The organism is Variovorax sp. PvP013, assembly GCF_050435945.1.
Lineage (GTDB): Bacteria > Pseudomonadota > Gammaproteobacteria > Burkholderiales > Burkholderiaceae_C > Variovorax.
Genome location: NZ_JBNDLF010000001.1, coordinates 1,641,027 through 1,660,119 on the forward strand (window position 1 = coordinate 1,641,027; position 19,093 = coordinate 1,660,119).

The window sequence follows — 19,093 nt, forward strand, 5'->3', positions numbered from 1 at the left end:
TGCGCAGGTGGGCGGTTGAGGACAATGTCGGGCCGCGCCAGTATGCCGCCCGGTCGTGTCGGCACGGTGGCTTGCGTATGATTTGCCGCTCCGCGCCTACATGTCCATCCCCCAAGCATTCATCCAGGAACTCATCGCGCGCGCGGACGTGGTGGAGATCGTCGGGCGCTACGTGCAGCTGCGCAAGGCCGGCGCCAACTTCATGGGCCTGTGCCCGTTCCACGGCGAGAAGTCGCCCTCGTTCTCGGTCAGTCCGACCAAGCAGTTCTATCACTGCTTCGGCTGCGGCGCGCACGGCAACGCCATCGGCTTCCTGATGGAGCACGCGGGCATGGGCTTCGTCGAGGCGGTGCACGACCTGGCCGGCCAGTACGGCCTGCAGGTGCCCGAGGACGACGCCTCGCCCGAGGAGCGCGCCCGCGCCGCCGGCCAGCGCGAGAAACAGGCCACGCTGACCGACGTGCTGGAGAAGGCCGGCGACGCCTACCGCAAGCACCTGCGCCAGTCCCCCGGCGCCATCGACTACCTCAAGGGCCGCGGCGTCTCCGGCGAGGTCGCCAAGCAGTTCGGCATCGGCTACGCGCCCGCGGGCTGGCGCAGCCTGGCGAGCGTGTTCCCCAGCTACGACGACCCGCTGCTGGCCGAGAGCGGCCTGGTGATCGTCGGCGAGGAGGAGGACGGCAAGCGCTACGACCGCTTCCGCGACCGCGTGATGTTCCCTATCCGCAACGTCAAGGGCGAGACCATCGGCTTCGGCGGCCGCGTGCTGGGCGACGAGAAACCCAAGTACCTGAACTCGCCCGAGACGCCGGTCTTCAGCAAGGGCCGCGAGCTCTACGGCCTGTACGAGGCGCGCACCGCCTTCCGCCAGCTCGGCTACGCCCTCGTCACCGAGGGCTACATGGACGTCGTGGCGCTGGCGCAGCTGGGCTTCCCGAACGCGGTGGCCACGCTGGGCACCGCCTGCACGCCCGAGCACGTGCAGAAACTGTTCCGCTTCACCGACTCGGTGGTCTTCAGCTTCGACGGCGATGCCGCCGGCCGGCGCGCGGCGCGCAAGGCGCTCGACGGCGCCCTGCCCTATGCCAGCGACGTGCGCAGCATCAAGTTCCTGTTCCTGCCGGCCGAGCACGATCCCGACAGCTACATCCGCGAGTTCGGCGCCGAGGCCTTCGCCGGCGTCGTCGCCGAGGCCACGCCGCTGAGCCGCTTCATGCTGGAGGCGGCGCGCGAGGGCTGCGACCTCGGCAGCGCCGAGGGCCGCGCCCGCATGACGAGCCATGCCCGCCCCCTGTGGAGCGCACTGCCCGACGGCGCGCTCAAGCGCCAGCTGCTCGGCGAGATCGCCGAGACGGTGCAGCTCGGCACGGCGGAGCTGACCGAACTGTGGGGCGCCGCCGCCGCGTCGCGCCGGGGTTCGGCGTCGTCCCGGTCGGCCCCGCGACGCGACGACGGTCCCGGCCCGGACGCGTTCGACGGCCACGACTTCCGCGACGACCGCGACGACCGCGAGCCCGTCGGCTGGGACGAGCCGGGCGAGCGCCGCGCCGCGCCGCGCCGGTCCGGCGGTCGGGGCGCGCCGCCGCCCCGAGCGCCGTCGCGCACCCGCACCCTGCCGCCGAGCCGGCCCGACGTCGCGGCGCGCCGCCTGCTGTCGAACATGGCCGAGTGGGAAGCCCTGCCGCACGAGCTGCACGACCTGCTGTGCGCGCTGCCCGGCGAGCACGGCCTGCTGTTCCGCTGGCTCGACAGCCAGCTGCACGAGCACGGCGTGCAGGCCTGGGCCGCCCTGCGCGAGGGCCTGCGCGGCCAGTCCTTCGAAGGCCTGGCCGAGCGCCTCATGAGCCATCCCGACAGCGATCCGGGCCGCGACCCGGAGGCCGACTCGGCCGCCGATGCGGTGCGGGAGCTGCGCAACGTGCTGGACTTCATGCTCGACGACGCGCTCAAGGCGCGCCAGAGCGAGGCCATCGCCGCGGCCGAGACCGACCCGTCGGCCCTGGAGCGCTACCGGGCGCTGGAGAAGCGCCGCCTCGAGCTGCGCCAGCGCCTGAAACCCGCCACCGGCGGGATGTAACGATGCGTAGCCGGCACCTTCCGGGTGCCTTGAAATTGGGCAGCTCGCTATAATGTGTGGCTTCGCTGATCGCGAAACCAGGCAAGAGCGACAGCAGCACCTCCGGACCCGGCCCCATGCGCAATGCACTTCCCACAGGGAAACGGGCTCATACACCGCAAGGACTGCATCCCAAATGTTCGCCCGACATCTTGCCGTTGGCCGTCGATGGCCCGAGGAACGCGTCGTCCCGCGTTCGCTCGTGTTTCCTCGCTCTCCGTGTCCGTTCCCGCGTCGGGAGCGTGACGCCTGATTCCGCTCGTCCATTCTTTTCGCACGAGGTTTTATGACCAGTCCAAAGAAGCCTGCCGCGTCCGTCGTCCCGCCCACCGCCGCGGCCCCACCGTTGAAAGCAGCCGCAGCGGCAGCACCTGTGAAGGGTGCCTCCGCAACGAAGGCGAATGCGACAACCCAAGTGAAAACCGTGCCCACCAAAAACCCGTCCGCCGATCTCCCGAAAGCCGCCGCCAAGGCCGCCACCGTCGCCTCCGACACCGCCACCGCCGCCGTGCCGGCCAAGAAGGTCGGCCGTCCGCCCAAGGCCGCCACGACCGCCGCCGCCGGTGCCGCCGCGCCCGCCGCCGGCGCCAAGCGCGGCCGCAAGCCCAAGGCGGCCTCCGAGCCGTCGAGCGACGTCGACCTGTCCGACATCGAGGACGAGTTCGTCGGCGACGAGCCGGCCGCCACCGGCACGCCCGGCTCGACCGAGGAGAAGGTCAAGCCGCTGCGCATGAAGATCAGCAAGGCGAAGGAACGCGCGCTGATGAAGGAATTCGGTCTCGACGAGACCGTGCTGTCCGAAGAGGACATGGCCAAGCGCCGCTCGCGCCTGAAGACCCTGATCACGCTGGGCAAGACCCGCGGCTACCTGACCCAGGGCGAGATCTCCGACCACCTGCCCGACAAGCTGGTCGACGCCGAGACCATGGAAGTCGTGGTCACCATGCTCAACGACCTGGGCGTGGCGGTCTACGAACAGACGCCCGACGCCGAGACGCTGCTGCTCAACAACACCGCTCCCACCGCGACCACCGTCGAGGAAGCGGAAGAGGAGGCCGAGGCCGCCCTGTCCACCGTCGACAGCGAGTTCGGACGCACGACCGACCCGGTGCGCATGTACATGCGCGAGATGGGCACGGTCGAGCTGCTCACGCGCGAGGGCGAGATCGAGATCGCCAAGCGCATCGAGGGCGGCCTGATGGCCATGATGGAGGCGATCTCCGCCTCGCCCGCGACCATCGCCGCCATCCTGGAGATGGCCGGCACCATCCGTGACGGCAAGGTCGTCATCTCGACCATCGTCGACGGCTTCTCCAACCCCAACGAGGCCGACGACTACGTGGCCGAGGAGGACTTCGACGAGTTCGACGAGGAGGACGACGACGACGGCAAGGGCGGCTCCAAGGCGCTGACCAAGAAGCTCGAGGAACTCAAGCGCGACGCGCTGGAGCGCTTCGACCGCATCGCCTCCATGTTCGAGAAGATCCACCAGATCTACGAGAAGGAAGGCTACGGCACGCCGGCGTACCTCAAGGCCCAGGAAGCCATGTCCGAGGAGCTGATGACCATCCGCTTCACGGCCAAGACCATCGAGAAGCTGTGCGACCTGGTGCGCACGCAGGTCGACGACGTGCGCAAGAAGGAGCGCGAGCTGCGCCGCATCATCGTGGACAAGTGCGGCTTCCCGCAGGAGGACTTCATCCGCGACTTCAGCGGCTTCGACAAGAACGGCAACCGCGTCGCGTCGAACCTGCTCAACCTGAAGTGGGTCGAGAAGCAGGCCGCCTCGGGCAAGCCGTGGAGCACGGTGCTCGCGCGCAACATCCCGCCGGTGCAGGAACTGCAGCAGAAGCTCGCCGACATCCAGTCGAGCGTGGTGGTGCCGCTGACCCAGCTCAAGGACATCAACAAGCGCATGAACGACGGCGAGCGCTCGTCGCGCGATGCCAAGAAGGAGATGATCGAGGCCAACCTGCGCCTGGTGATCTCCATCGCCAAGAAGTACACCAACCGCGGCCTGCAGTTCCTGGACCTGATCCAGGAAGGCAACATCGGCCTGATGAAGGCGGTGGACAAGTTCGAATACCGCCGCGGCTACAAGTTCTCGACCTACGCCACGTGGTGGATCCGCCAGGCCATCACCCGCTCGATCGCCGACCAGGCACGCACCATCCGCATCCCGGTCCACATGATCGAGACGATCAACAAGATGAACCGCATCTCGCGCCAGCATCTGCAGGAGTTCGGCTTCGAGCCCGATGCCGGCATCCTGGCGGCGAAGATGGAGATCCCGGAAGACAAGATCCGCAAGATCATGAAGATCGCCAAGGAGCCGATCTCCATGGAGACGCCGATCGGCGACGACGACGATTCGCACCTGGGCGACTTCATCGAGGACAGCAGCAACACGGCGCCCATCGAGGCGGCGATGCAGGCCGGCCTGCGCGACGTGGTCAAGGACATCCTGGACTCGCTCACGCCGCGCGAGGCCAAGGTGTTGCGCATGCGCTTCGGCATCGAGATGTCGACCGACCACACGCTGGAGGAAGTGGGCAAGCAGTTCGACGTGACGCGCGAGCGCATCCGCCAGATCGAGGCCAAGGCGCTGCGCAAGCTCAAGCACCCGAGCCGTTCGGACAAGCTGCGGTCCTTCATCGATACGCTTTGACCACCCCCAGGCTTGCTCGCTTCGCGTAGCAGCGCCTCCCCCCTTCGAGGGGGCGACACCTGCGGCCCGGCGGAGCCGGTTCCGCGGTGTCCACGAACATGCAGCAAAGCGCCTACGGGCGCTTTGCTGCTTTTGGGCGACGCTGAGTCCCCATTCAACCCAAAGACAGACAGGAAGACGACCCATGAATCCGGATGCCCAGACCCTCTGGAAGGCGCCGCGCTGGGCGTTGGCGGTGCTGCTGGCGGTGCTGGGCATGCTGGGGCCGTTCTCGATCGACACCTACATCCCGGCGTTCTCGGGCATCGCGGCGTCGATCGGGGCGACGCCGGTGGAGATGCAGCAGACGCTCTCGGCCTACCTGTTCGGCTTCGCGTTCATGAACCTGTTCCACGGCGCCCTGTCGGACAGCTTCGGGCGCCGGCCGGTGGTGCTGGCGGGGCTGGCGGTGTTCACGCTGGCGTCGCTGGGCTGCGCGCTGTCGCAGACCATCGGCCAGCTGGTGTTCTTCCGGGCCATGCAGGGGCTGTCGACCGGTGCCGGCATCGTGGTCTCTCGCGCGGTGATCCGCGACATGTTCCCGCCGGCCGAGGCGCAGAAGGTGATGAGCCAGGTCACGATCTACTTCGGCGTCGCGCCGGCGATCGCGCCGATCGTCGGCGGCTTCCTGTTCGTGCACGCGGGCTGGCACGCGGTGTTCTGGTTCCTGGTGGCCGTCGGCGTGGTGCTGTTCGCGGCCAACTGGAAGCTGCTGCCGGAGACCCTGCACGTCGACCAGCGCCAGCCCTTCGCCCCGCGCCCGCTGCTGCGCGGGTATCGCGAGCTGTGCTCGGACCCCCGCTTCCTGCTGCTGGCGCTGGCGAGCGGCGTGCCCTTCAACGGCATGTTCCTCTACGTGCTGTCGGCGCCGGCGTTCCTGGGCGATCTGCTGGGCCTGCCACCCACGCGCTTCTTCTGGTTCTTCCTGCTGACCATCGGCGGCATCATGGCCGGCGCCTGGATCAGCGGCCGCATGGCCGGCCGGGTGCCGCCCAAGCGCCAGATCCGGCACGGCTTCCTGATCATGGCGATCGTGTCGCTCGTCAACATCGCGATCCACCTCGTCTTTCCGGCGCACCCGGTCTGGTCGCTGCCGCCGGTGGCGATCTTCGCCTTCGGCTGGGCGCTGATGGTGCCGGCCGTCACGCTGCTGGTGCTCGACCTGCACCCGGAACGGCGCGGCATGGCGTCGTCGCTGCAGGCCGTGATCGGCTCGACCGCCAACGGCCTGGTGGCCGGCGCCATCGCGCCGCTGGTGATGCATTCGGCGATCGCGCTGGCGCTGACGTCGGCGCTGATGCTGGGCATCGGTCTCGCGGCCTGGTCCTGGCTGCACCGGCGGTGGCCGGACATCGGGAGGTGAAGCTCACCCCCAGGCTTCGCGCACTGCGTGTCGCTTCGCCAACCCCCTTCCGGGGGCGACACCGGCGGCCCGGCGAAGCCGGTTCCGCGGTGTCCCCGGGCTGATGCCTGCTACGCCTGCGCTTGCGCCTTGATCGGGTGGCGCTTGGCCGCGTGGTAGCGGCCGGTGCCGCGGGTGACGACGCGGTCCTCGGGGAGCACGTCGCCGGGCTGGTGGTCACTCTGGCGAGCGATGCGCTCGTACAGCGGCGCGAAGTCGATGCGGGCGAGTTCGAGCAGCTGGGCGAGGCTGTCGACGACGAAGTAGCTCTCCTGGAAGTCGTCGATGCGGTAGTTGGTGCGCATGACGCGTTCGAGGTCGAAGGCGATGCGGTTGGGCGAGGGGTCGTCGAGGGCGAAGACGCTCTCGGTGTACGAGGAAGCGATGCCGGCGCCATAGATGCGCAGGCCGCCGGACTGCCGCACGAGGCCGAACTCGACCGTGTACCAGTAGGCGCGCGCCAACTTGTCGAGCACGCCGAGTTCCTTGGCCCGCAGGCCGCCGACGCCGTAGGCCTGGATGTAGTCGGCGATCGACGGGTCCATGAGCATCGGCACGTGGCCGAAGACGTCGTGGAAGACGTCGGGCTCCTCCAGGTAGTCGAGCTGGTGCGCGCCGCGGATGAAGTTGCCGGCCGGGAAGCGCCGGTTGGCCAGGTGCTCGAAGAACACCTCGTCGGGCACCAGCCCCGGCACGGCCACCACCTGCCAGCCGGTGCGCCGCATGAGGACTTCGCTGAGCTCGACGAAATCCGGGATGCGGTCGGCGCGCATCGGCAGCTGGGCCATGCCGGCGACGAACTCTTCGCAGGCGCGCCCCGGCAGCAGCGTCGACTGGCGCTCGAACAGCGTCTGCCAGACCGCGTGGTCGGCCGGCGTGTAGCGCTCCCAGCCCTGGTCAATGGTCCAGTCGGGCCGCTCCGGCGCGGCCGCGTCACCCGCCGCGAGGCCGTGCTTCACCGGCGCCTCGCCTCGATCGATCACCGGTGTGTCCATGACGAACTCCTTTCGACGCGAGGTCAGACGGGGTCGGCTTCGAGGACGCCGCGGCGGATCTGGTCGCGTTCGAGCGATTCGAACAGCGCCTTGAAGTTGCCCTCGCCGAAGCCTTCGCGGTAGTCGCCGCGACGCTCGATGAACTCGAAGAACACCGGACCCAGCGCCGGTGTGGAGAAGATCTGCAGCAGCAGGCGCGGTTCGCCGCCCTCGGTGGTGCCGTCCATCAGGATGCCCCGGGACTGCAGCTCGGGCACGTTCTGGCCGTGGCCCGGCAGCCGGCTGTCGAGCATCTCGTAGTAGTAGTCGTTGGGCGCGGTGGCCGTCTGCACGCCGGCCAGGGCCAGTCGGTCGACCGTGTCCTTGAGGTCGTCGCAGATCAGGGCGATGTGCTGGATGCCCTCGCCGTTGAACTGCATGAGGAACTCCTCGATCTGGCCGCCGCCCTTCTTGGCCTCTTCGTTGAGCGGGATGCGGATCTGGCCGTCCGGCGCCGTCATGGCCTTGGAGGTCAGGCCGGTGTACTCGCCCGAGATGTCGAAGTAGCGGATCTCGCGGAAGTTGAACAGCCGCTCGTAGAAGTCGGCCCAGAAGGCCATGCGGCCGCGGTAGACGTTGTGCGTCAGATGGTCGATGAGCTTCAGGCCGTGGCCGGGCGGATGGCGGTCGACGCCCTCGACGAACTCGAAGTCGATGTCGTAGATCGACTTGCCGTCCTCGAAGCGGTCGATCAGGTAGAGCGGCGCGCCGCCGATGCCCTTGATGGCCGGCAGGCGCAGTTCCATCGGGCCGGTGGCGATCTCCACCGGCTGGGCGCCGAGTTCGAGGGCGCGGTTGTAGGCCTTGTGGGCGTCCTTGACGCGGAACGCCAGGCCGCAGGCCGACGGGCCGTGCTCGGCCGCGAAGTAGGCCGCCGGGCTCTTGGGCTCGCGGTTGATGATGAAGTTGATGTCGCCCTGGCGGTAGAGCACCACGTCCTTGGAACGGTGCCTGGCCACGAGCGTGAAGCCGAGGGTCTCGAAGACCGGTTCCAGCAGGCCGGGCGTCGGCGAGGCGAACTCGACGAATTCGAAGCCTTGCAGGCCCATGGGGTTGTCGAACAGATCGGCCATCGTCGTCTCCAGAAGTGGTGTGCTCATCGGGTGGGGGATGTCTTCGGATGCTAGGCGCTCTCGGCACACGATTCCTGCAACTTGCGGTACCGACGATCGAGGAACGCAGGATTCCTGCAAAATCGACGGCATGAACGCTCCGGTCGAACTCGATGCCATCGATCTGCGCGTGCTTCGCGCGCTGCAGGTTCACGGCCGCGCCACCTACGACGAGCTGGCCGCGCAGGTCAGCCTGTCGGCCTCGGCCACGCTGCGGCGCGTCAAGCGACTGGAGGAGGCCGACGTGATCCAGGGCTACGTCGCCCTGCTGCGGCCCGAGCGGGTCGGCCTGCCGCTGATGGCCTACATCAACGTGCGCCTGGAAAAGCACACCGAGAGCCACAAGCGCAACCCGATGGACGCCTTCCGCGCCTCCGTCCAGGCCTGGCCGGAGGTGGTCGAGTGCGCCTCGCTCACCGGCGACATGGACTACCTGCTGCGCGTGGTCGTGGCCGACATGGCGCACTACTCCCGCTTCGTGATGGACACGCTGCTCCGACACCCCAGCGTGCAGGACTGCAAGACCAGCTTCGTGCTCGACCGCGTCAAGACGACGACCGCGCTGCCGATCTGAGGCGGTCGTGGCGGGCGGCCCGGGCGCAGGACCTGCGGCGCGCGCGTTAACCTCGCGGCCGATGACCCCCTTGTTCCTCGCCTGGCTGCCCTCGCCCTCGCAGCACTTCCTCGTCGTCTCGATCGCGCTGCTGGTGTACGTCGTGACGACGCGGGCGCGCCGCGAACAGCGCCCGCCGACGACGGCCATCGCCTGGGTCATGGGACTGGTGCTGATGCCCTACGTCGCGTTGCCCGGCTACCTGCTGTTCGGCCAGCGCAAGCTGCGGCCCGTCGGCCTGCCGCGGCCGCCGCGCACCCACGTGGTCGCGCACTGGGCGGCCGAGCTGATCGAGAGCTTCGGGCTGCCCGCGCCCTCGCCCTGCCGCACGCGCTTCCACGCCGACGGCGCCGCCGCGCGCGAGGCGCTCTGGCGCGTGATCGACGGCGCGCGCGCGCGCATCGACGTATGCACCTTCATCATCGGCGACGACGCGCTGGGCGCCGAGGCGGTCGAGCGGCTGGCCCGGCGCGCGCGCGAGGGCGTGTGCGTGCGGCTGCTGCTCGACGGCTTCGGCGCGCTCACGCTGCCGCGCCAGCGGCTCGACGCCCTGCGCGCGGCCGGCGCCGAGGTGGCCGTCTTCCGCCCGCTGCTGAGCCTGCGGCGCAGCGGCCCGCGCAACCTGCGCAACCACCGCAAGATGCTGATCGCCGACGACGCCCGGCTCTGGGCGGGCGGCCGCAACCTGGCCGGCGAGTACTTCACCGGCAACGACGCCCATCCGCAGCCCTGGCGCGACCTGTCCTTCGACCTCGACGGCGGCGTCGCGCACGCGGCGGCCCAGCAGTTCGACCACGACTGGCGCTCGGTGCGGCAGGACGCGCCGCGCGAGATCCCGGTGCCGCCGGCCGCGCCCGAGGACGGCGCCGGATCGCCGCTGCCGCTCGCGCAGTTCCTGCCCAGCGGCCCCGACCAGACCGAGGACACCGCCAACGCGCTGCTCATCGACGCCTGCTTCCGCGCCGAGCACCGGGTGCTCGCCATCACGCCCTACTTCGTGCCCGACGACGGCCTGCGCAACGCCCTGCGCCTGGCGGCCCGGCGCGGGGTGCAGGTGACCGTGGCGATCCCGCGGCGCTCCAACCACCGGCTGGCGGATTTCGTGCGCGCCCGCGCCATGCGCGACTTGGCCGCGGCGGGGGTGATCTTCCGCCTGCTGCCCTTCATGGCGCACGCCAAGGCGGTGGTGGTCGACGACACGCTGGCGCTGTGCGGCTCGATCAACCTCGACCTGCGCAGCCTGCTGCTCAACCACGAGGCCGCCGTCGTGTTCTACGGCGCCGGCGACATCGACTGGCTGGCGCAATGGATCGAGACCACCGCCTCGGCCGGCGAGCCCTACCGCGCGCGCCGGCCGGGCGTGGTGCGCGATCTGGCCGAGGGGCTGCTGCTGACGATCGCCTTCCAGCTCTGACCCGGGGGCGGGGTCGGCGGTCGGCGCCGCCGCGCTACGACCTGCCCGCCTTCGCGGCCTTCTTCTCCGCCTTTTCCTTCTCCGCCTTCTCCTTCTTCCTGGCGGCCTTCTCCTTCGCCTCCCGCTGCTTCCTCCTCGCCTTGCGCGCCTTCCTCGCCTCCTCCTCCGGGTCCTCGGGCGGTTCGGGCTTGTTGGCGTAGCTCACGTTGCCCAGGCCGGTGCCGATGGTCAGGATGGCCCAGCGCTTGACGTCGCGCATCAGCGGCAGCTCGCTCAGGCCCTGCACCACGGCGTCGTTGTGCAGGCGCACCATGGTCGGGATGCCGCCGACGGTCGGCAGCTTCTTCTGCAGCTCGCTGGGCAGGTGGAAGGTGTCGCTCTCCCAGTCGCCCGGCAGGTTCTGCGTGCCGCGCGCGATGGAGCCGTCCTTGCGGACCTGGCCCGGGCAGGCGATGCCGATGAAGGGCGCCAGGCTCAGGCCTTCCTCGTCGCAGTGGTCGATGAGTTCCTGCAGCATCGACGCCAGCCGCTCGACCAGCGCGCTGCGCGTGGGCTTGTCGTCGGCGTGGCGCCACTTCTGGCGCTCCAGCACCTTGGCCTTCGAGAGGTCCTCGGCGCGCTTCCTGCGCAACTTGACGATGCCGCAGCGCAGGTTGGTGCCGCCGATGTCGACGGCCAGGATGGCGTCGTGATGGCGCAGCATCGTCGGCGGCACCAGGTGCACCCAGCCGATCAGCCCGCCGTCGTCGACCTCGTGCGACAGGCGCCCGAGCGGCACGTGGATGCGCTGCGACCGCAGGATCACCGAGGCCTGCAGGATCGCCCGCTCGCCGACGTCGCTCTCCGGGAAGCCGCCGCCGATCACCACGCGCTCGACGCCCTTCCACGACGGCTCGCGCAGGAACTGCCGCGTCACGTGCGCGAGTTCGACGGCGAAGGTCTCGATCACGCCGTGCAGCATCGCCGCCGCCGCCGGGGGCTCGTCGTCGGCCAGGATGGCGTCGAGCTCCTTCTTCGTGAAGTTGCGCGAGTGCTTGCGGCCGAACGGATCGGGGGTTCCCTCCGGCCGCGCCTTGCGTGCCTGCTGCAGCAGTTCGCGGAACGCCGTCTGGCTGGCGCCGTCGCCGATGAAGCCGTCCTTGTCGCGCAGCTGCAGGCTGTAGCCCTCGACCGTCACCAGGGGGAGTTCACGCGCGCCGTGGACGTCGACGAGGGTGGCGTGGTCGGGATCGTGGGAGGCCATGGCGGGGATGTCTTTCGTCGTGGATGGTTCGAAACAGGCGATCGTGCGGACCGGCCGTGGCCGTCGCGCGGGCGCCGCGCGGCGGCCTTTCGAGTGTCGCGGCGCCGCCCCGTCGCGGCGCATCGGCCTCGCGCACGACCGCCTGTAGGAAGCCGACGTGAACGGCCGGCCGCCCCCGGTGCCGCCCCTACACTGCCGCGATGTCCGCACCGTCGCCCTCCCCGTCCCGCCCGGTGTCCGGCGCCTTTCGCGACCCATGGCGATCGACGGCGGGCCGGTTCGCGCGCCGGGTGCTGGCGTGGCTGCTGATCGGGTCCGGCCTGTCGTGCCTCGCGCAGACCCCGGCCCCCGCCTCCGACGCCCTGCGCATCGGCTCCAAGCGTTTCACCGAGTCGTACATCCTGGCCGAGGTGATGGCGCAGACCGCCGCCGCGCGCGCGCCGGTGCCGCCGGTGCTGCGCCAGGGCCTGGGCAACACGGCCATCGTCCAGGAGGCGCTGCGCTCGGGCGCCATCGACGTCTACGCCGAGTACACCGGCACCATCGCGCTGGAGATCCTCAAGGGCGGCGCGACGGACGCGTCGGCCCTCGCGCCCGAGGCGCTCAACGCCGCGCTCGCGCCGCTGGGCCTGGCCGTCGCGGTGCCGCTGGGCTTCAACGACGGCTACGCCCTGGCGATGCGCGCGGCCGATGCCGACCGCCTGGGCGTGCGCACGCTGTCCGACCTCGCGGCGCACCCGGCGCTGCGCCTGGGCCTGTCCAACGAGTTCATCGGCCGCGCCGACGGCTGGCGCGGCCTGGCCGCGCGCTACGGCCTGGCCCAGCGGCCCACCGGCATCGACCACGGCTTGGCCTACGACGCCATCGCCGCCGGGCAGATCGACGTCATCGACATCTACACCACCGACGCGCGCATCGACCACCTGGGCCTGCGCGTGCTGCGGGACGACCGGGCCTACTTCCCGCGCTACGACGCCGTGCTGCTGCACCGGCTGGACCTGCCCGCGCGCCAGCCGGCCGCCTGGGCCGCATTGCGCACGCTCGAGGGCCGCATCGACGAGCGCGCCATGATCGCCATGAACGCGCGCGCCGAGCTGCAGGGCGTGGCCTTCGACACCATCGCGCGCGACTTCCTCGCCGGCGGCGCGGTGTCGGAAGCACCACGCGGCTTCGCGGCCAAGCTGTTCGGCGCCGACCTCGGTCGGCTCGCGCGCGAGCACCTGCTGCTGGTGGCCGTCGCCGTCGGGCTGGCGATCCTGATCGGGGTGCCGGTGGCGGTGGCGGTGTCCGCGCACGCGCGCTGGCGGGCGCTGGCACTGGGCGTCGCCAGCCTGCTGCAGACGGTGCCCTCGCTCGCATTGCTGGCGGTGCTGATCTCGGCGCTGGGCGCCATCGGCACATGGCCGGCGCTGATCGCGCTCACGCTCTACGCGCTGCTGCCCATCATGCGCAACACCGTCACCGGCCTGGGCGAGGTGCCCGCGGGCGTGCGGCAGGCCGGCACCGCCCTGGGCCTGACGCGTGGGCAGAACCTGCGCTTCGTGCTGCTGCCGATCGCCCTGCCGACGCTGGTGGCGGGCGTGCGCACGGCGACGGCGATCGCCATCGGCACGGCGACCATCGCCGCCTTCATCGGCGCGGGCGGCTTCGGCGAGCGCATCGTCACGGGACTGGCGCTCAACGACCGCCAGCTGCTGATGGCCGGCGCGCTGCCGGCCGCGGCGCTGGCGATCGCGAGCGAGCTGCTGTTCGAGGGCGGCGCGTGGCTCGCCGCCCGGCGCCGGCGTCAGACCGGCGGGCGCACCGCCTGACGCGCCAGCAGGCGCCAGGCGCCGTCGGCCTGCCGCTGCCAGACGCCGAGCACCTTGATCGCCACCTTGCCGGGCTTGCCGGCGTCGTTGGTGTCGGCCGTCAGGGTGTGGCGCACGACGGCCGTGTCGCCCGTCACCTTCACGGTCTGGTCGGTGACGACCAGCGTGACGAAATCGGACTTGCCGTCCATCAGGTCGGCGATGAAGCTGGCCTTGGTGTCGACCTTGCCGCCGGAGTGACCGTAGCTCAGGTCGTCGGCCACCAGCGCGCCGAGCGCGGCGGGCGTGGGGTCGATCATCGCCACGCGCAGGCGCTCGGCGGCCGCCGTCACGGCCATCGTGGCGGCCGGCATGTCGGCGCTGGCCATGGCCGGTCCCGCCATCGGCGGGCGCGGCATGTTGGCGCAGCCGCTCACGGCGGCGATCGCCAGCGCGGCGGCGGCGATGAGGGTGGTCTTGCGGGTCATGTCTTCGTCTCCTGTCGTTGTCGGATTTCTTTCGGTGCCGCGGCCCGGATCAGTCGAGCCGGATGTCGGCCTGCTTCACGACCGCCGCCCAGCGCGCGCGCTCCTTGTTGAAGAACTGCTCCTCCTCCTGCGGCGTCATGGTCACGACCTCGGCGCCCTGCCCGGCCAGGCGCGAGCGGATGTCGGCCGAGCGGATGACGGCGACGAGCTCCTTGTTAAGGCGGTTGACGATGGCGTCGGGCGTGCCGCGCGCCATCACCACGCCCTGCCAGGTGCCGGACTCGAAGCCGGTGGCGCCCTGCTCGGCCAGCGTGGGCACGTCGCCGATGAGCGGCATGCGGGTCGGTTTGGAGACGCCCAGCACCTTCAGCCGGCCGGCCTGCACCTGCGGCAGCGTGGCGAGCATGCCGTTCATGAGCACCTGGGTCTGGCCGGAGACGGTGTCCTGGATCGCCTGCACGCCGCCCTTGTAGGGCACGTAGGTCCACTTGGCGCCGCTGGCGCGCTCGAGCGCCACGCCCGCGAGGTGCGGCGCGCTGCCCGAGGCCGTGACGGCGAAGTTCAGGTCGGCGGTCTTGGACAGCGCGACCAGTTCCTTGAGGTTGTTCGCCTTGACCGACGGATGCACCACCAGCAGGTGCGGCGAGTACGCCAGCATGGTCACGCCGCGCAGGTCCTTCGACGGGTCGAAGGCCAGCTTGGTGTAGACCGACGGGCTGATCGCCAGCGCGCCGACGTCGCACAGCAGGATCGTGTAGCCGTCCGGCGCGGACTTGGCGACGTAGTCGGCGCCGAGGTTGCCGTTGGCGCCGGGCTTGTTCTCCACCAGCACCGTCGTCTTGAGCGCCTCGGCCAATGGCTGCGAGATGGCGCGCGCGATGATGTCGGACGAGCCGCCCGGCGGGTAGGGCACGACGATGCGCAGCGGCTTCGAGGGCCAGGGCGCGGGTTGGGCCAACGTGGCGAACGGCGCGGCGAGGCACGCGGCGGCGAGGCAGCTGGCGCCGAAGTGGCGGCGGGAAGGCGTCATGGTCGGTCTCCTGGAAGGTTCTGGGGTGCGCGAAGCACCCATCGGCAGTGGTCAGTCATCGTATGACTGAAGGAAATTCGCTCCGCAACAGGGCTTTCCCTGAGCGGCGCGACGGCTCAGTCGCTCCAGTCGGGCGCGACGGCGGCGTCCGGATCGGCCGCGTCGGCGGTCCGCGCCGCCTGCTGGGACAGCCGCAGGCGCTCCCGGCTGTTGGTCAGGTGGATGCGCATGGCGGCGCGGGCCGACTCGGCGTCGCGGCGCGCGATGGCGGCGTGGATCTCCTCGTGCTCGCGGTTGACGCGGCTGAGGTAGGCGCCGCCGCGCACGTGGTCGCGGATCGCCTTGATGCGCGTGCGCGGGATGATGGTGCGGCCGAGGTGCGACAGGATGTCGGCGAAGTACGGGTTGCCGGTCGCCTGCGCGATCTGCAGGTGGAAGCGGAAGTCGGCCTCGACCGTGTCGTGCCCGAGCGTCACGTTGCGCTCGAACTCGTCGAGCGCCGCGCGCAGGGCCTGGAGCTGCTCGGGACTGCGCCGCACGGCGGCCAGGCCGGCGGCCTCGGTCTCCAGGCTGATGCGCAGTTCCAGCACCGCCAGCACGTCGACCGAGGTCGCGATGTCGCCGGCGTCGAGCCGGAACACGCTGCCCGCGCGCGGGTGCAGCACGAAGGTGCCGATGCCGTGGCGCGTCTCGACCAGGCCGCCGGCCTGCAGCTTCGACAGCGCCTCGCGCACCACCGTCCGGCTGACGCCGAAGGCCTGCATGATCTCCGACTCGGTGGGCAGCTTGTCGCCCGGGCGCAGCACGGCGTCGCGGATGCGGACGCTGAAATCGTCGACCAGGCTGTGCGCCAGACCGCGGCCACGGGGCCGCGGGCGCGGTGGCGGCGGACCCGCCGGGACGGCCGGCGCCGGGTCCGCGGCGGAGGCCTCGGACATGCTGGGAAGTTCTGTTGACACGCTCGCCATCGGCTCATGATAATCGGCGCACAGGTTGTATGACAACCGATAACTTACAAGAGACGACGCAGATGACCGATGCCGGCGCCCCCGCTCCTTCCGGACCTTCCCAGGCCTCCCCCGCACCGCGCCACGACCGTTTCGCGCGCCTGCTGCTGACCGGCGCCGCCGGCGGCCTCGGCAAGGTGCTGCGCGAGCGGCTGCTGCCCTTCGCGCAGACGCTGCGCCTGTCGGACATCGCGGCGCTGGCCCCGGGAGCGCATGCACACGAGGAGATCGTGACCTGCGACCTCGCCGACAAGCAGGCCGTCGACGCGCTGGTCGCGGGCTGCGACGCCATCGTCCACCTCGGCGGCATCTCGGTGGAGCGGCCGTTCGAGGAGATCATCGAGGCCAACATCCGTGGCGTGTTCAACGTCTACGAGGCGGCGCGCCGCCACGGCGTCAAGCGCGTGGTGTTCGCCAGTTCCAACCACGCCATCGGTTTCTACCGGCAGGACCAGACCATCGACGCCGATGCCCGGCGCCGGCCCGACGGCTACTACGGCCTGTCGAAGTCCTTCGGCGAGGACATGGCCCAGTTCTACTTCGACCGCTACGGCATCGAGACCGTCAGCATCCGCATCGGCTCCTCGTTCCCGGAGCCGCTCAACCGCCGGATGATGAGCACCTGGCTGAGCTACGACGACCTGACCGCACTGATCGAGCGCGCCCTGTTCACGCCGGACGTGGGACACACGGTGGTCTACGGCATGTCGGCCAACCGCGACGTCTGGTGGGACAACGCGAAGGCGGCGCACCTGGGCTTCGTCGCCCGGGACAGCTCGGAGCCCTTCCGCGCCAAGGTCGAGGCCCAGCCGCCGGTGGCGGCGGACGACCCCAACGCCCTCTACCAGGGCGGCGCGTTCACGGCCCAGGGTCCGTTCTGACCATGGCGCACGTCATGCCGACCGGTTCCGGCTCGGACGCCGAGCTCGTCCTCGACGCGCGCTGCGCCACCGGCGAGAGCCCGGTCTGGCGGGCCGACGAACGGGCGCTCTACTGGGTCGACATCCCGGCGCGGCGGCTGCACCGGCTCGATCCCGCGACCGGCGCCCACGCCACCTGGACCGGCGACGAGATGCTGGCCTGCATCGCTCCGCGCGCGGGCCGGCCGGGCCAGTGGATCGCCGGCATGGAGAGCGGCCTGTTCGCCATCGCCGCGCGCGACGACGGCACGCTGGGCAGCACGCTGCTGGCGAGCGCCGCGCACGCCGCGCCGGGCATGCGCTTCAACGACGGCCGCTGCGACCGCCAGGGCCGCTTCCGCGCCGGCACGATGCTCATGGACATGGCCGCCGGCCGCGACGTCGGCCGCGTCTACCGCTACCAGGCCGACGTCAACGCCGAGGCCGCGCTGCGGCTGGAGCTCGACGCGCTCGTCGTGCCCAACGGCCTCGCCTTCAGTCCCGACGGCGCCACGATGTACCTGTCCGACTCGCACCCCGACGTGCAGGCGATCTGGGCCTTCGACTACGACACCGACACCGGCACGCCGCACGGGCGGCGCCTGTTCGTCGACATGAAGTCGCTGCCGGGCCGACCCGACGGCGCGGCCGTGGATGCCGAAGGCTGCTACTGGATCTGCGGCAACGACGCCGGCCGGGTGCATCGCTTCACGCCCGACGGCCGGCTCGACCGCTCGCTCGCCGTGCCGGTGAAGAAGCCCGCGATGTGCGCCTTCGGCGGCGAGCGGCTCGACACGCTGTTCGTCACCTCCATCCGCCCGGGCGGCGACCTGTCGGACCAGCCGCTCGCCGGCGGCGTGTTCGCGCTGCGCCCCGGCGTCGCCGGCCTGCCCGAGCCGGCCTGCGTCTTTTGAAGATTCCCGGACAAATCCAACCAAACCACCACCCGCAGAGGAAGACAAATGAAATCGCATCGACGCACCCTGACCGCGCTGGCCGCCTGTGCCTGCGCCGCTCTCACCGCATTCGCCAGCCTGAGCGCGCAGGCCACGGAGTTCCGCTCGGCGGACATCCACCCGGACGACTACCCGACGGTGACGGCGGTGAAGTTCATGGGCGAGCGGCTCAAGGCGCTGTCCGGGGGCAAGCACACGATCAAGGTGTTCAACAACTCCTCGCTCGGCCAGGAGAAGGACACCATCGAGCAGACCAAGATCGGAGCGCTGCAGATGGTGCGTGTGAACATCGCGCCGATGAACAACATCTGCGCGGAGACCCAGGTGCCCACGATGCCGTTCCTCTTCCGCTCGGTGGACCACCTGCACAAGGTGCTCGACGGCCCGATCGGCGAGGAGATCCTCAAGAGCTGCGAGAAGCAGGGCTTCGTCGGGCTGGCCTACTACGACAGCGGCGCGCGCTCGATGTTCACGGCCAAGAAGCCCGTGCGCACCTTCGCCGACATGAAGGGCCTGAAGGTGCGGGTGCAGCAGTCGGACCTGTGGGTGACGATGCTCGAGGCCATGGGCGCGAACGCCACGCCCATGCCCATGGGGGAGGTCTACACGGGCCTGAAGACCGGGCTGATCGACGCGGCGGAGAACAACTACCCGACCTACGAGAGCGCGCGCGCCTTCGAGGTGGCCAAGTACTACACCAAGACCGAGCACTCGATGGCCCCGGAGATGCTCTTGTTCTCCAAGCGCGCCTGGGACAAGCTCTCGGCCGAGGAGCAGGGCTGGATCCGCCAGGCGGCCAAGGAGTCGGTGCCCTACATGCGCAAGCAGTGGGAGGCGCGCGAGGTGAAGTCGCTGGCCACCGTGAAGGCCGGGGGCGCGGAGATCATCGAGATCGACAAGGCGCCGTTCCAGGCGGCGATGAAGCCGGTGTACGACAAGTTCATCACCGACGACAAGCTCAAGGACCTGGTCAAGCGCGTCCAAGAAACCAAGTAAGCCGGCCGCGCGCCGCCGCGTCGTCCTGTCTTGCTCCTTCCCCCACCGGGGGAAGGTGGGGATGGGGGCCGACGGCGCCAGCGAAGCTCGCCGCTTTGGCGGTGGACCGGCCCCCGGCCCCCACCCCCGCCCTCCCCCGCAAGGGGAGGGAGTCATACCTCCCCAAGGATCAACCATCATGTACACCACCCTGTGCCGCACGCTCGCGCGGCTTTGCATGTGGCTGGGCATCGTCGGACTCGTCGCGGTGATCTGCGCGGTGAGCTGGCAGGTGTTCGGCCGCTAC

The 19,093-nt window shown here is 70.5% G+C and carries 15 protein-coding genes and 1 pseudogene; 10 read left to right on the forward strand and 6 right to left on the reverse strand.

The genetic code is table 11. The features are described 5' to 3' along the window. Positions 1-100 precede the first annotated feature (100 nt). The 3 genes from dnaG (at position 101) to ABID77_RS07770 (ending at position 6,186) form a co-directional block, all read left to right on the forward strand. Positions 101-2,077, forward strand: a complete 1,977-nt coding sequence (gene dnaG / locus ABID77_RS07760) for a DNA primase (protein WP_429593159.1) — start codon at positions 101-103, stop codon at positions 2,075-2,077. Between the two features lie 325 nt (positions 2,078-2,402). Beyond that, a complete protein-coding gene (rpoD, locus tag ABID77_RS07765; protein WP_429593162.1) occupies positions 2,403-4,784 on the forward strand; it encodes an RNA polymerase sigma factor RpoD in 2,382 nt (793 codons plus the stop codon). A 184-nt stretch (positions 4,785-4,968) separates the two neighbouring features. Beyond that, positions 4,969-6,186, forward strand: a complete 1,218-nt coding sequence (locus ABID77_RS07770) for a multidrug effflux MFS transporter (RefSeq protein ID WP_429593165.1) — start codon at positions 4,969-4,971, stop codon at positions 6,184-6,186. Between the two features lie 110 nt (positions 6,187-6,296). Here the strand turns inward: ABID77_RS07770 and phhA are convergent, their stop codons facing one another. Continuing rightward, positions 6,297-7,220, reverse strand: coding sequence for a phenylalanine 4-monooxygenase (gene phhA, locus ABID77_RS07775; RefSeq protein WP_429593168.1), 924 nt, complete (start codon positions 7,218-7,220; stop codon positions 6,297-6,299). A 23-nt stretch (positions 7,221-7,243) separates the two neighbouring features. Further along, the gene (hppD, locus tag ABID77_RS07780; RefSeq protein ID WP_429593368.1) at positions 7,244-8,332 is read right to left on the reverse strand and encodes a 4-hydroxyphenylpyruvate dioxygenase; all 1,089 of its coding nucleotides are present in this window, start codon (positions 8,330-8,332) and stop codon (positions 7,244-7,246) included. A gap of 130 nt (positions 8,333-8,462) precedes the next feature. Between hppD and ABID77_RS07785 the strand changes: the two genes are divergently transcribed. Further along, a complete protein-coding gene (locus ABID77_RS07785; RefSeq protein ID WP_429593171.1) occupies positions 8,463-8,945 on the forward strand; it encodes an Lrp/AsnC family transcriptional regulator in 483 nt (160 codons plus the stop codon). A gap of 61 nt (positions 8,946-9,006) precedes the next feature. Continuing rightward, positions 9,007-10,398, forward strand: coding sequence for a phospholipase D-like domain-containing protein (locus ABID77_RS07790; protein WP_429593174.1), 1,392 nt, complete (start codon positions 9,007-9,009; stop codon positions 10,396-10,398). A 34-nt stretch (positions 10,399-10,432) separates the two neighbouring features. Here ABID77_RS07790 and ABID77_RS07795 read toward each other — a convergent pair whose 3' ends face one another. Then, positions 10,433-11,641 (reverse strand): ROK family protein, encoded by a 1,209-nt coding sequence (locus ABID77_RS07795; protein ID WP_429593177.1) that lies wholly within the window; start codon positions 11,639-11,641, stop codon positions 10,433-10,435. Positions 11,642-11,874: 233 nt separating this feature from the next. Between ABID77_RS07795 and ABID77_RS07800 the strand changes: the two genes are divergently transcribed. Further along, positions 11,875-13,452 carry a glycine betaine ABC transporter substrate-binding protein gene (locus ABID77_RS07800; RefSeq protein ID WP_429593180.1) on the forward strand — a complete coding sequence of 526 codons (1,578 nt, stop codon included), beginning with the start codon at positions 11,875-11,877 and terminating at the stop codon, positions 13,450-13,452. Here ABID77_RS07800 and ABID77_RS07805 read toward each other — a convergent pair. The 3 genes from ABID77_RS07805 to ABID77_RS07815 form a co-directional block, all read right to left on the reverse strand. Further along, positions 13,428-13,919 carry a nuclear transport factor 2 family protein gene (locus ABID77_RS07805; RefSeq protein WP_429593183.1) on the reverse strand — a complete coding sequence of 164 codons (492 nt, stop codon included), beginning with the start codon at positions 13,917-13,919 and terminating at the stop codon, positions 13,428-13,430. The two genes, ABID77_RS07800 and ABID77_RS07805, sit on opposite strands and share 25 nt — an antisense overlap. A 49-nt stretch (positions 13,920-13,968) precedes the next feature. Then, entirely contained in the window at positions 13,969-14,949 is a 981-nt protein-coding gene (locus tag ABID77_RS07810; RefSeq protein ID WP_429593186.1) for a Bug family tripartite tricarboxylate transporter substrate binding protein, read from the reverse strand. 116 nt (positions 14,950-15,065) lie between these two features. Beyond that, positions 15,066-15,887, reverse strand: a complete 822-nt coding sequence (locus tag ABID77_RS07815) for a FadR/GntR family transcriptional regulator (protein ID WP_429593188.1) — start codon at positions 15,885-15,887, stop codon at positions 15,066-15,068. Between the two features lie 92 nt (positions 15,888-15,979). Here ABID77_RS07815 and ABID77_RS07820 point away from each other — a divergent pair, with 92 nt between their 5' ends. The 4 genes and pseudogenes from ABID77_RS07820 to ABID77_RS07835 form a co-directional block, all read left to right on the forward strand. Further along, positions 15,980-16,837, forward strand: coding sequence for an NAD-dependent epimerase/dehydratase family protein (locus ABID77_RS07820; protein WP_429593191.1), 858 nt, complete (start codon positions 15,980-15,982; stop codon positions 16,835-16,837). Positions 16,838-16,851: 14 nt separating this feature from the next. After that, entirely contained in the window at positions 16,852-17,769 is a 918-nt protein-coding gene (locus ABID77_RS07825; protein ID WP_429593194.1) for an SMP-30/gluconolactonase/LRE family protein, read from the forward strand. A 48-nt stretch (positions 17,770-17,817) separates the two neighbouring features. Continuing rightward, positions 17,818-18,807 (forward strand): TRAP transporter substrate-binding protein, encoded by a 990-nt coding sequence (locus ABID77_RS07830; protein WP_429593197.1) that lies wholly within the window; start codon positions 17,818-17,820, stop codon positions 18,805-18,807. A gap of 61 nt (positions 18,808-18,868) precedes the next feature. After that, positions 18,869-19,093: pseudogene (locus tag ABID77_RS07835) on the forward strand (hypothetical protein); the annotation flags it as partial.

Bases quoted from the DNA above. Each gene is read 5' to 3' on its own strand.
- rpoD (WP_429593162.1), top strand. From the start codon at position 2,403: ATGACCAGTCCAAAGAAGCCTGCCGCGTCCGTCGTCCCGCCCACCGCC.
- ABID77_RS07825 (WP_429593194.1), top strand. From the start codon at position 16,852: ATGCCGACCGGTTCCGGCTCGGACGCCGAGCTCGTCCTCGACGCGCGC.
- ABID77_RS07830 (WP_429593197.1), top strand. From the start codon at position 17,818: ATGAAATCGCATCGACGCACCCTGACCGCGCTGGCCGCCTGTGCCTGC.
- hppD (WP_429593368.1), bottom strand. From the start codon at position 8,332: ATGGCCGATCTGTTCGACAACCCCATGGGCCTGCAAGGCTTCGAATTC.
- ABID77_RS07790 (WP_429593174.1), top strand. From the start codon at position 9,007: ATGACCCCCTTGTTCCTCGCCTGGCTGCCCTCGCCCTCGCAGCACTTC.
- ABID77_RS07770 (WP_429593165.1), top strand. From the start codon at position 4,969: ATGAATCCGGATGCCCAGACCCTCTGGAAGGCGCCGCGCTGGGCGTTG.
- dnaG (WP_429593159.1), top strand. From the start codon at position 101: ATGTCCATCCCCCAAGCATTCATCCAGGAACTCATCGCGCGCGCGGAC.
- phhA (WP_429593168.1), bottom strand. From the start codon at position 7,220: ATGGACACACCGGTGATCGATCGAGGCGAGGCGCCGGTGAAGCACGGC.
- ABID77_RS07805 (WP_429593183.1), bottom strand. From the start codon at position 13,919: ATGACCCGCAAGACCACCCTCATCGCCGCCGCCGCGCTGGCGATCGCC.
- ABID77_RS07785 (WP_429593171.1), top strand. From the start codon at position 8,463: ATGAACGCTCCGGTCGAACTCGATGCCATCGATCTGCGCGTGCTTCGC.
- ABID77_RS07795 (WP_429593177.1), bottom strand. From the start codon at position 11,641: ATGGCCTCCCACGATCCCGACCACGCCACCCTCGTCGACGTCCACGGC.
- ABID77_RS07820 (WP_429593191.1), top strand. From the start codon at position 15,980: ATGACCGATGCCGGCGCCCCCGCTCCTTCCGGACCTTCCCAGGCCTCC.
- ABID77_RS07815 (WP_429593188.1), bottom strand. From the start codon at position 15,887: ATGTCCGAGGCCTCCGCCGCGGACCCGGCGCCGGCCGTCCCGGCGGGT.
- ABID77_RS07810 (WP_429593186.1), bottom strand. From the start codon at position 14,949: ATGACGCCTTCCCGCCGCCACTTCGGCGCCAGCTGCCTCGCCGCCGCG.